Below are 13,444 nucleotides of genomic sequence, written 5' to 3' on the forward strand. Positions count from 1 at the left end.
GGGGGGAATTTTTTATATAGAGTATTTTATTGGTTAATTATCTAAAAAAGGAGGAACGAAAAATTGGGGAAAACGTTTAGAAAATTTAGAAGTCTTGCATGTTTTTTATGTTTTATGTTTATATTTGAATTCTTAGTTTTTAACTTTGGAATTAAACCAAAAGAAGTTAAGGCATCTGAAATAAATGCAATTTCTGTTATAGATTATGATATTAAAATAATTGATAATAGAATTGCTTTTGATTTTACGAAAAGTCTTAATGAAGGTTATTCAATTAAAAGTGTAGTTTTAAAACAAGTAGGAGGAAGCAATTTACATCTTGAAGCTCATGATAATAATAAAAAAATTTGGAAAACGGATGATTTATTGATTAATGAAAAATCTTATGAGCTTGATATTAAAGTTGATGTTGATGGAGAAACAAAGGATTTAATAGCTACCTTTTATTTTGAAGATTATGAACAGATTTTTAATTTATCAGTAGGTATAAATAATAGTAATGAATTATTTATTACAAAAAAATCACTTGCTTCTTGGGCAAATAAATTTTTGGATGATGATACAGTTAAATTTGATGTTTTATCTTTAAATGGAACATTGATTAAAACAGTTACAAAAACGATTAGAGAATGTAAGGCTAGCGATGTTAAGATAGCTGATGTAAAACAAAATGTAGATATTCATAAGTCATATATTGTTAGAGCTACTATAAATGGACGTGAATTTAATCATAGGTTTGTGACTAATAAAGATAAGCTTGCTAAAAATCTTCATACATTACTAAAAACAATTTCAAGGAAAGAAAATGGAAATTTTGATATCACTATTATTTCAGACAATGATATTACTGGAAATGATAAGCCATCTATTTATTATAGTGGAGGATATGCGATAGGAGAACGTAAAAGTTCTAAAACTTTTGAATTTTCCAATGTTTCAATCAATCTTAATACTAAACCTTATTTTAAAATTGAATCAACTAATACAGAGAACATAAGAGAGGATTATGTAAGTTTTTATGAAGTAAAAAAAATGCTTAAGTTTGATACTGGGAATATAGCTGTTTTAGGAGATGATGCAGCGGGAATATCAGTTTCTTTTGCTCCTGAAATGAGAAATTTTTTCTCTACTAATGGTCAAAATAATAAGCTTTATGTTTATGAGATTACAGGTAATTTTGGAAAGACAAAAATTGGTGAAAAAACTTCAGCAGTAATGTCAAATTCCAGAAATAATGTTAATTTTTCAAATAATAAGGTTCTTGAGAAAGGAAAATCTTATTTAGTCGAATTTACAAATGGAACTTCAACAGTAAATATTCCTTTTGTATATTTTCCAATAAATTCATCAGTTTCAGAAGTGAAGGAGACATCTGCGAAGTTTACTTGGAGTTATCCAAGCGGATATCAACCAGCATCTGGAGATAGAGTTGAGATATTTTTAAGGGATAAGGCAAGTAGTGATACCTTTTCATCAATACCAAAGTTAACTTTAGCTCATGGAAATAATGGTGTTAATTTTTCAAATACTAGTTCAACTGTTGTAACTGGAATGGCTCCAGGAACTGATTATCAGGCAAAAATTGTTTTATATAATCAGAGAGGAACAACAAATACTTTTGTAGATTTTACAACGCTTCCTTTTGCACTTACTGGTTTTATTGAAGTTGAAAATTGTCAATATAAGGATACTTATCATAAAGAGGCGTGGCCTAGAAATAGAAAGGTTAATATAACTTGGGATTTTGAGCCAACTAATATGCAATTCAATGAAGGTGATAAAGTTGAAATCTTTATAAAACCAAATGGTAGTGGTGCTTTTTCAGGTTATCCAACGAATAATCAGTATTATTCTAACCCTGCATTTATTGCTACACAGAATTTAAACAATGTTAAAAGAGCTGAGATTACAGTACCTAGTTGGGGAAAAAATTATCATGTCGATTTAATTTATACAATAGGTGGTAAACAAATAATAACTAGTAAAGATCAAGGAGAAGAAGGAGAGAGTGCATATAATAGAAGAACAGTTTGTGCACAGGCTGGGCCTGTAAGTCTTAAGGTTGAAGATATAACGCAAACAACAGCTAATGTTAAATGGAAGGTTGGTACTCCTGTTAATGAAGATGGAGATAGTTCTACGCCTTATACTCCAGAGACTGGTCATGATGTAAAGATACGTCTTAAGAAAATAAATAGTTCGAATGATATTAGTAATTCATTTTCAGATGATAGTATCGTATTTTATCAAGTATACCCAGAAACTTGGACATATACTGCAGATGAGACAACAACACAATTAACAAATCTTGAACCTGATCAGTTGTATAGGATTCAATTTGAGCACTTAGTTCAGCATCCTGGTGATTTTGGAGAATCTGGATTTAAAGGTTATTCAAATTATTTTAATTTTAAAACACAAGCTTTTAGCATTACATCATTAAATTCAGAAAATCAGACAGAAGATATATCAAAGGTAAAACTTAAGTGGGAAACTCAAGGTAAAGTTGAGTTTGGAGAAGATGACAAACTAGAAGTATTCTTAAAAGAGAGTACTAGCTCAGAGTATCCAGAAACACCTATACAGAATTTGAATTTAACTCCATCAACTTCGAAAGAGGCAATAATAGAAGTTCCAAGATTTAATACTCTTTATAACGCTAAAGTTGAATACACAATCAAAGGTAAAAAGATTAATAAGTATGTTTTAGTTCAAGTAGATGCAGAACTTAATATTGATGTTACTGATATTAAAACTGCAAATAATAATTGGACTGCAAAAGTTAAATGGACTTATCCAGATGGATATAAGGAAAATAATAGAACAAATGATAAAGTTAAATTAACTGTAACAAAGAAAGAAGAATCAACAAGAAATTCGTCTCTTCCAAATAATGAAGAAATAGCAGTTACGACAAAAGAAAACACTTTAACGGATCTTGAAGCAAATGCAACCTACGATGTTACACTTAAATTCTTAAATGATGGGCAAGAAGTTTATAGTACTTCAACTAGCTTTAAAGCAACAACTGATTTACAAATTGTAGGATTAAATACGTCGAATGTTAAGACCAAAACAGGTACAATAAATTGGAGTTTTTCACCTAGTGATAAGAGTTTTAGTAGTAGTGATAAGGTTGAGATATTTATAAAAGAAAATACTAAGACATCAAGAAGTGATGATTTATCGAATTTTACAAAAATTTATACCATGACTCAAGGTGCTAGTACTAGAAGTGGAGATGAAAATATTGTAGTATTTTCAAGTGAACCACAGCATACACAACATGTAGATAAGACAGGAGACCTTAAAACTTTTAAATCTCTAGATTTAAAGAATTTAGGAGTTAATAAAGATTATACTCTAAAAGTTAGATATACTATGACTGAAAGTGGATCAAGAGAGGGTGAAAGAGCAGGAGAGACTAAGACTTCAGAGGCAGAAGTAAAACTTAAAACACAGGTTGATGAACTTAAAGCTACAGTTTATGTATCAAATCAAACTTCTGCAACATTTGGTTGGGAATATCCACCAGAGTATGAACTTCAAGTGGGAGATAAGATAGAGATTTTTGTTAAAGAAGTTAGTGAAGAAGGAGTAAATTCAGAAACAAGAGATAGTGGAATTGGCACAGATTATAGTGATCCACTATTAACATTAACTCATGAATCAATTCAGAATCCAGAAGTAGGCAAATATGATATGAATGAGGTTACAGCAGTTGATGTATCGGGATTAACACCAGAGAGGAGATATAAATCTAAAATTAAATTTACTATGGGAACAGGCGATGATAGCTATTTTATAGAAAAAGAAGTTGATATATCAACAAAATCATTTGAGATAAAGTCATTTGAGATGGATAGTTATCAGGAATACGATATACTAGTTAACTGGACAGTAGAACCTGAAAATATGGTATTTAATCCAGCAGATACATTAAAGATATTTGTAAAACTTGCAAGTGAAGAGGCGTATCCAGATGAACCAGAATATAGTCTTAGGTATAAAGAAAATGATGCAGGCAAGAGTATAAATAATACTTTTGGTGATTATGTATTAGCTCGCTCTCTTGGAGTTGATCAGAAAATGAAACTAGAATATAAGGTCGGAGAGAGAACTTATGAAAAAGAACTAGAGTTTAATAATAAGATAAACCCAATTAAAGCAGAAGCAACTGAAGTTAATGAAACAAGAGCATTAATAAGTATTACTCCACCAGATAACTATGAATTTGTTAGTGGTGATAAACTTTTAATATACGCTATGGATGAATTTTCTGATGGCAATTTAATAGATGAAAATAATTTGGTATTTGAGGGAGTTCAAACAGATACTGCTAATATAGCTGATATGACTTTAATTGAATTAAGTTATCTACTACCAGAAGCAAAATATGATATAGCAATTGAATTAGACTTAGAAGATGGTTATGTCGAGCCAGTACAATTTGAGCTAACTACAACAGGACTTTCACTTACTGATATAAAACTTGAACAATTAAAATACAATGAGGCACTCATATCATGGAATTATGGTAAAAATGCAATAGATTTCTTTGAAGATTCTGATTATAGTATGACAGATAAATTAATAATAGCTCATAAAGAATCTGATGGAACACCTATGCCAGAAGATATAAATTTATTAAAGCAGTTATCTAATACAGAGTATTTAGGAGAGAAAATTAACTCTGTAGGTGATGCGAGCATAAAAATTGAAGATCCATCAAAAGATTATGATGTTGCCGTTTGTTATGATCTCGGAGGACTTTTGTATATGAAAACATTTAAAGCGTCGTATTTATCAGCATCAGTTGATGAAGCATCAATAACATCAGAAGGAGCAAAAATTAATTGGAAATATCCAACTAATATAACATTTGGAGATGCTGATAAAACAGAGGTTTTTGTAAGAAAATCAGATGAAACAAATTATCCAGATTCAGCATCCTTAACATCAACTGGATCAGGAACAACTTCAGGGGATTTAACAGGATTAGAAGGTGGGGCATCATATATAGCAAAAGTTCAAATAACCAAAGAAGGACTTCAAATAGATCCATTTGAGGTAACTTTTGAAACACAAGCAGGATTTGGGGAAGAAACAATAATTGAAGAAATACCTATGGATATTCAAGGAACTGCAGCTGAATTTGTAATACCAGTAGAACTTCCAGTAGATACATCAGGAACTATTTCATTAAGTATGGGTGATGAGGCTTATCAAGGTTTCACAGCTACATTTAATGAAGATGGAACAGGATTTACAATAGCTCCAACAATACCTAAGAAGGTTTATAAAAACATTGAATTGGAAATTCCATTAGAAAATGGCTCAACTCACAAAATTATAATTCCTGAGTTTACAACACAACCAGAAGATTTAGCTCAAGATTGGTTAAGTAATGCATACTGGTTTGCATTTGAGAGATTTCCAGATGAGGAAGGATATAATTATTGGTATGCACATAGAATGAAACCAAAAACATTAAATGGCGAGTACTTCTTAAAAAATTTGATGTTCGCTGAAGATGAGTTTACAAATAGAAACTTAGCAGATAATGATCTTATAGCAGCATTATATCAAATAGTTGTTAATAGGGAATATGATCAGGGAGGACTTGAATTCTGGATAGGAATATACAATGAAAATCTTCAAAATGCTCAAGGCAACAAAAAGCTTGCCCAAGAAGTTTTGGTTGATAGAATGGTTCACGAACCAGAGTTTGGAAAGCTTTGTGATAAGGTTGGAATATTCTGGAGACAACAAGATCAAGATGCAGCTGGAGTGGTTGCGTAAAAATAAAAGTGGTGAGGATTTCCTTACCACTTTTTTACATATATAAATTACCCTTTTTAAACGATGGATTTTATATTATAATGTGATTGGTTGAACATAAAAGGAGAGTTTAATTTATGGTGAACAATAGAAAACAAATATCTAAAATTGCATTACTTCTTATGACATTCTCTGCAATCTTTAATTTTCCAAATATAATAAATAATAGTATACAGATAGGACTAGCCAACATATCCGGATATTTATTCTCAACTGTAGTTTATTTTATTCCGATTACATTTATAGTAGCTGAATTTATATCCATAAATAAAGATAGTGAATCGGGCATATATAGCTGGATAAAAACTTCTTTAGGAGATAAGTGGGCGTTTTTAGGTGCTTGGTCTTATTTCTTTGCAAATTTATTTTATTTTACATCTCTTATTCCAAACACTTTAATATATGCATCCTATACTCTTTTTGGGAGAAATCTGTTTGATGGGAAAAGCAGTACTTTTATTTTAGCTTTGGCAAGTGTTATACTTTTTTGGATTGGAACTTATGTTTCAATAAAGGGGGTAAAAGTTTTATCTAAGGTTACAAATATTGCAGGTATAGCTAAAATATTAATGGGAATTTTATTTATAATATTAGCTTTTGTATTTGTGTTTTTTATGAAAAATCCTCCAGCACAAGAGTTTACGGTTGAAACTTTAACTCCAAAATTTGATTGGACGTTTTTTATGGTTATGGCATGGATACTTCAATCACTCGGAGGATCTGAAAGCACAGGAGTTTATGTTAAAGATACAAAAGGAGGAATAAAGTCTTTTATAAAAACTATAATAACAGCTGTTATTTTAGTTGGTATTATGTATACTTTAGCGTGTGTTGCTATAGGACTCGTGGTACCTAGGGAAGTTTTAGAAAATAATTATTCAAACGGAATATTTAATGTTTTTTCTATATTAGGTGGTTATTTTGGAATACCTAATATGTTGATGAATAGATTTATAGGTTTAATACTTCTACTCTCAAATCTTGGATCGCTTGTTATATGGACATCTGTACCTGTTAAAGCTCTATTTTCTGAAATACCTAAAGGAGTATTTGGGACTTGGGTTGCTAAGACTGATGAGTTTGGAACTCCATATAATGCACTAAAGGCTCAAGCCATTATAGTAACAGTTTTATTGTTGATACCAGGGATTGGCATTGGATCTTTGGAAAGTTTTCTTGAAACTGTTATAAATATGACAGCTGCGACTTATCTCATTCCAATACTTTTTTTGCTTATAGCTTATATTGTTCTTAGGCTTAAAAAGAATAATATTGAAAGAGATTTTAAAATGGGGAATAGAGGATTCGGAATTTTTATGGGAATACTTTTATTTCTTATATTGATATTTGTGATATTTATGTCTATATTCCCTGAGCCAGCGTTAATTTTTGATGCTATAAATGGAATTATACCAGAAGGAGAAGGAAATCCTATAATTATATGTGCTTATAAAGTTTTAGGGCTTATTGTGTTTATATGGTTTGCTCTTATATGTTGGGGAAGACATTCTAAGAATAAGTTAAATATAGATAAGAATTAAAAGCTATGGAAATTTTCTATAGCTTTATTTATGTTTTTATAAAAATAATTTAAAATTGTTGTATTAAATGAGGTCAATCAGGAAATTAATAAATTTATATATTAGGAGATAAGTATGGGCAGAAAAATTGTACTTAATTTAGCTATGAGCCTTGATGGATATATTGCTAAAGAAAATGGAGAGTATGATTGGATAAAGGGTCAAGGTGATAATTCTTTAGATACTGATGATAAATGGAGATATGAAGAATTTTTAAATGATGTAGATGTTGTTTTGATGGGAAGAGATTGTTATGATCTAGGATTTCATAAAGATTTTGAGGGTAAAAAGATATTTGTAGCTACTTCGAAAAAACTTGAGAATTATGATAATATTCATTTTATAAATGGAGATATAGTATCAATAATACTTGAAGAGTTAAAGAAGGATGGTAAAAATATATTTTTGTTTGGTGGGGGAGTAACGCTTACTCAATTTATATCTAGAAATATAATTGATGAGTATATTATAGGAATTATACCTGTTATACTTGGTAAAGGTAGGAGACTCTTTGTTCAGGAAAGTGATATCTTGATCAAACTAAAATTGATTAAATATTTAGTTGATGATGGGATTTTGATATTAAGGTATAGTAAATGTTAAAATATTTTTAGAAAGGAAGCTTGTCTAAGTGTTAAGGAGAGCAACCATTCAAGATTTACATAAAATAGTTTATGTTTTTAATGAATCAATGGAAGATATGGAAGAACATGGATATGATAAATTGGACTATCTAGGAGAGGATACTTTTAGAGATGGAATAGAAAATGGATATATTTATGTAAGGGGTATTGGAACAGATATTGGAGGTTTTATATTTATAAGTAGCAATGAGATATTAAATTCATCTCATATAAAATGGAGTAAAAATATAACAGGTACTTCTTTTCATAGCATAACCATTAATAAAAATTATAAGGATAGAGGTATTGAAGAAGAACTTATATTTCTTGCAGAAGATATATCAAGAAAATATAGGTTAAATTATGTAAGAGGATGTATATATGAATTAAATACGGATACAATAAGAGCGGTTGAAAAATTTAACTATAGATTTGTTGGCGATATACATAAAGAGAATATGAAATATTTTTTTCGTTGTTATGAAAAACTTTTATAAAACCTATTGAAATATTTCAATAGGTTTTTTTATATGTTAAAATAGTATTAAGTAAGGAGGGGTTGATTTGTGTCTACTATTTATATAATAATACTTCTCGTTTTAATCTTATGTTTTATATTTAGGGATATAATATTTAAGGTATTAAAAGGAGAGAAAAGCAATTTTTATAAATCAAAGAAGGTAACTACACAAGAATATAACATATGTGAGCCAGAGGGAAGAAATATATTGATAGATATACTAGATACTGATGTAAAGATATTGGGAGATGAGAATATAAAGGATATTTTTATACAGACTAGTTATTTAGTTGACGAGTTTTTTTATGATATATCTCATGATCAAAAAACTATAAAGATTATAAGAAATAATAAAGAAAATTTTAAGGAAATAGGAAATTGTGGACGTGTTTTAATAAAAGTACCTATAAATAAAATGCTAAATGATATTGAAATATCAGTTAATAATGGGGATATTGAGATATACGATATAACTTCACATGAATTGAAGATTGAGTGTGGAAATGGTGCTTTAAGACTTGATTCAAGTAGGGTAAAGAGCATAAACCTTTCTAAATCTAATGGCGATGTGTATTTATCGCATGTATGTGGAGATTCAATTGATCTTGATATTAAAAATGGTAATGGTGATTTTGTTGATGTACACACTGAAAGAGTTCATGTAAATGTTTCTAATGGAGATTTTATATACGCAAATGCAGATGAGAATTATAAGATAGGTGATTTAAAAGTTAATGTAGATAATGGTAAGAAGAAGTTAAAAGTGAATTATTGATTTTAAATAGTGCATTTTGCACTATTTTTTATTATATAAATGTCATCATTATTGATGACATTTATGAAACTTGTTTTAATTGAAACCGTTTAACATAATTCATTATAATAATTATAATGAATTATGAGATATTAAAAGGAGAAATAAAATGGGTAATTTTAAAAGCAAAGTGCAAAGATTTGGGAAGTTTTTAAGCGGTATGGTGATGCCAAATATTGGAGCATTTATTGCTTGGGGTCTTATAACTGCATTTTTTATTCCATCAGGATGGATTCCGAATGAAACTTTTGGAAGTTTAGTTGACCCAATGCTTAAGTATTTGTTACCTCTTTTGATTGGTTATACTGGTGGTCGAGCTGTCGGAGGTACACGAGGTGGAGTTATTGGAGCGATTGCAACAAGTGGAGTTATAGTTGGATCAGATATACCAATGTTTATCGGTGCTATGGTTGTAGGGCCTATAAGTGGATTTGTAATTAAAAAATTTGACAATTATGTGGAAGATAAAATTCCTTCAGGATTTGAAATGCTTGTAAATAATTTTTCTATAGGAATTTTGGGATTAATATTAGCTATAGTATCACTTATCTTTATAGGACCTATTATAACAATATTGACAGGATTTTTATCTGTTGGAGTTTTTACAATAATTGAAAAGGGATTACTTCCTCTTGTGTCTATATTTATTGAACCTGCAAAGGTTTTATTTTTAAATAATGCAATCAATCATGGAGTATTAGGGCCTATAGGTATTAATCAGGTTCAGGAAGTTGGAAAATCTATATTATTTTTATTAGAATCAAATCCAGGACCAGGACTTGGTGTTATACTTGCATATTTTGTATTTAGTAAGGGCATGGTGAAACAGTCAGCAACTGGTGCTGCTATTATACATTTTTTCGGAGGAATTCATGAAATATATTTTCCTTATATTTTAATGAATCCTATGCTAATACTTAGTGTTATACTTGGAGGAGTTAGTGGGGTTTTAATATTTTCTATATTTTCAGTTGGACTTGTGGCTACGCCTTCTCCTGGAAGTATATTTTCAATACTCTTTTTAGCAGCTAAGGGCGATGCTTTTAAAATATTACTAGGGATAATAGTATCAACTGTAGTTTCATTTTTAGTTAGCGGATTTTTTATAAAGAGAACGTCAGAAGATGATTTAAATAAAGCAAAATCTGGCGTGAAAGATTTAAAAAATAATTCTCCAAGTGTAGTAATTGATTTTTCAAATATAAATAAAATAGTGTTTTCTTGTGATGCTGGAATGGGTTCTAGTGCTATGGGAGCATCAAAGTTTAGAAATAGACTTAAAAAAGAAGGTATTAATATAGAAGTTTCTTATTCTTCTGTAGATAGTATACCAAGTGATGCTCAAGTTGTTGTAACGCATGATAATCTCAAAGATAGAGTTTTAAATGCAAATAAAAATTTACAGGTTATAGGAATACAAAACTTTTTAAATGATCCAAATATTGAGAATTTATTTAAAAATATTTTGGAGAATGGGAGAAAAAATGATAGTGATAGTCCATCAAATAAGGGAAATCATAAAAATACTCAGGATATTTTCAATGAGAATAATATTATTTTAAATGCTTCAGTTAAGACTAAGGAAGAAGCTATTGAAATGGCAGGAAAACTTTTATTTAAAAATGGCTATGTTAAAGAAGATTATATAGATGGAATGCTTAGACGTGAATCTTTAGTATCAACTTATATTGGTATGGGGGTTGCGATTCCGCATGGAGAGAATGATGTTAAAAGTAGTATTATAAAGAGCGGTATAACATTTATTCAACTTAGAGATGGGGTTTGTTTTGGAGAAGATATGGCTTATTTAATTGTTGGTATTGCTGGAGTTGGAGATGATCATATAAGAATACTTTCAAATCTCGCTGAGATTATTGGAGATGAGGAAAATTTAAAAAGACTTAAAGAGAGTAATAGCAAAAAAGAAATATTAGATATAATTTTAAGAGAGTAATAACTGTATATGAGTAAATTAAAGTTAACTTTTAGACAAAAACAAATAATTTTAATACTTATTGATAATTTTAAAAATCCCAAAAGAATAAAAGATATATCGAATGAGTTAAATGTGAGTTCTCGAACTATTATGAGGGAACTCCATCTTATTGAAGAATTTTTTGATGAGAGGGAGATATTATTTGTTAAAAAAAGTGGGGTTGGGATATTTTTAGATGGTGAGTATGAAAAGATAAATAAATTGAGAGAAGAGATGAGCTTAGAATATCCTTTAACTAAATATTCAAAAAATGATAGAGTTATATGTATACTTGAGAATATTTTACATTCAGAAACTAAGAGTACTTTATTTTTAAATAAGTTTAAGATATCTTATTCTACTTTTTCAAAGGATTTGGATTACATAAAAAGTAAAATTTTAACTAAGTTTGATTTAAAACTTTTAACTAAAAAAGGTTTAGGGATATATATAGAGGGAAGTGAAGATAAATTAAGAGAGCTTTCTTCTTATTTGTTTTATGAAAAGTTTTCAGGAAGGAATTTGTATTTAATTTTCCAAAATTATTCTTTGAATTTATATGATGATTTTGGTGGATTGCTTGAGGAACATCTTAAAATTATAAATCAAGTGGTAGAAGAGACTTTTTTATTATTTAATATAAAGTTATCGCATAAAGCGTATTCATCTCTTATGGTTCATCTTATTGTAACGCTTCATAGGATGAAAGATTCTTATAATTGTGAATTTCCATTATCTAAGATAAATGAGTTTAAAAAGGATATAGAGTTTAATATTTCAAAGATGATATTGAATAAATTGGATGAAAAATTTGAAATTGAAGTTAAAGATGGGGATATATGTTACATATCAATGCATCTTAAGGCAAATAATATATGCGGTGATAATTATGAGTATAGTGATGATTTTAATTTTGATCGTTTAGATAGGATTAAGATTTCAGGAGATATTATATGTGAGGTTCAAAAGATACTTGGAATATCTCTTATAGATTCAAGAGATCTTATAAAAAATTTAAGCCTTCATCTTGGACCTGCTATAAATAGATTATTTATGAATATGAACATTAGAAATTCATTTTTAGGGATGATGAAAACAGAGTATAAGGAAATATTTGATGCGACAAAGAAAGCATGTTTGGTTTTAGAAAATGTAATATCGAGAGAGGTTCCAGATAGTGAAGTTGGATATATAACGATGCACATAGTTGCAGCTTACGAAAGAAAGCTCCAATCAAAATTTAAATATAGAGTTTTAATATATTCAGAGGGAGAGAGAGGGGTTACCTCCTTTTTATATAATAAAATAACAAAGGAATTTCCAAATGTGGTTATTATAAATGCGATTGATTCTTTTGATGAACTTAGGAATTCATATGATGAAAATATAGATTTTATTATTTCAACAAGTGATATAAAAGATAATATGAACTATATAAAAGTTGGTGTTGATTTAAGTATAAGTGATATATTAATTATAAATGATAAGATAAAAGAAATATTTAAATTAAAGTCCAAAGCTATTAAGAATGTAGAAAATAAGAATAAGTCATTAGATATAGATGTGATAAATTATTTAGGAAATATGATTAAGTTTATAGAAGAAAACTTTAAGGTAAATAAAATTGATACATATGGATCAATACAAAATGTAATCAGAGATTTTGTGTATAAAACTCTTTCTTATAATAGGGATGAAATATTTCATGAAATATTAAGAAAAGAGATGATATCGAGTTCTTATGTAAAGGAATTAGGGATAATAATTCTTCATACAATAAGCAAATTTTCAAAGGATATATATATAGGGAGTTATATATTAAGTAAAGATATACCAATTTATAATGGAAATTTAAATATTATTTTTTATTTTATTATACCAGAAAAGTTAAATACGAAAGTTTTAAGGAAAGTTATAGGGGAGTTAACTTCAAATTTAGTAAAAGATGACACTTTTATAGATATTTTAAAAAAACAGGATATATTGATTATTAGAGAGTATATAAGAAATATATTATCAATTTATTATGTGGAAGAATTAAAGGGAATTATAGAGAAATTTGAAAATGGTATCATAAAGGAGAGGTAAAAT

The 13,444-nt window shown here is 28.7% G+C and carries 7 protein-coding genes; all 7 read left to right on the top strand.

The window, feature by feature from the left end; translation table 11 throughout:
- Positions 1–63: 63 nt before the first annotated feature.
- The 7 genes from SFBMNL_RS01070 (at position 64) to SFBMNL_RS01100 (ending at position 13,441) form a co-directional block, all read left to right on the top strand.
- Positions 64–5,802: a DUF4214 domain-containing protein gene (locus tag SFBMNL_RS01070; RefSeq protein WP_242838771.1), complete on the top strand. Its 5,739-nt coding sequence runs from the start codon at positions 64–66 to the stop codon at positions 5,800–5,802.
- A 116-nt stretch (positions 5,803–5,918) separates the two neighbouring features.
- Positions 5,919–7,382, top strand: coding sequence for an amino acid permease (locus SFBMNL_RS01075; protein ID WP_007440680.1), 1,464 nt, complete (start codon positions 5,919–5,921; stop codon positions 7,380–7,382).
- Positions 7,383–7,496: 114 nt separating this feature from the next.
- Complete coding sequence (locus SFBMNL_RS01080; protein ID WP_005807347.1) at positions 7,497–8,024, top strand: dihydrofolate reductase family protein; 528 nt, start codon at positions 7,497–7,499, stop codon at positions 8,022–8,024.
- Between the two features lie 28 nt (positions 8,025–8,052).
- Positions 8,053–8,541, top strand: coding sequence for a hypothetical protein (locus SFBMNL_RS01085; protein ID WP_005807346.1), 489 nt, complete (start codon positions 8,053–8,055; stop codon positions 8,539–8,541).
- A gap of 69 nt (positions 8,542–8,610) precedes the next feature.
- Positions 8,611–9,339 (top strand): DUF4097 family beta strand repeat-containing protein, encoded by a 729-nt coding sequence (locus SFBMNL_RS01090; RefSeq protein ID WP_005807344.1) that lies wholly within the window; start codon positions 8,611–8,613, stop codon positions 9,337–9,339.
- Positions 9,340–9,487: 148 nt separating this feature from the next.
- On the top strand, positions 9,488–11,332 hold the full coding sequence (locus SFBMNL_RS01095) for a PTS mannitol transporter subunit IICBA (RefSeq protein ID WP_042294115.1): 1,845 nt from the start codon (positions 9,488–9,490) through the stop codon (positions 11,330–11,332).
- A 9-nt stretch (positions 11,333–11,341) separates the two neighbouring features.
- Positions 11,342–13,441, top strand: coding sequence for a BglG family transcription antiterminator (locus tag SFBMNL_RS01100; RefSeq protein WP_042294117.1), 2,100 nt, complete (start codon positions 11,342–11,344; stop codon positions 13,439–13,441).
- The last annotated feature ends 3 nt before the right edge of the window (positions 13,442–13,444 follow it).

The organism is Candidatus Arthromitus sp. SFB-mouse-NL (assembly GCF_000709435.1).
Classification (GTDB): Bacteria; Bacillota; Clostridia; order Clostridiales; family Clostridiaceae; genus Dwaynesavagella.

Bases quoted from the DNA above. Each gene is read 5' to 3' on its own strand.
- SFBMNL_RS01075 (WP_007440680.1), top strand. From the start codon at position 5,919: ATGGTGAACAATAGAAAACAAATATCTAAAATTGCATTACTTCTTATG.
- SFBMNL_RS01080 (WP_005807347.1), top strand. From the start codon at position 7,497: ATGGGCAGAAAAATTGTACTTAATTTAGCTATGAGCCTTGATGGATAT.
- SFBMNL_RS01095 (WP_042294115.1), top strand. From the start codon at position 9,488: ATGGGTAATTTTAAAAGCAAAGTGCAAAGATTTGGGAAGTTTTTAAGC.
- SFBMNL_RS01100 (WP_042294117.1), top strand. From the start codon at position 11,342: ATGAGTAAATTAAAGTTAACTTTTAGACAAAAACAAATAATTTTAATA.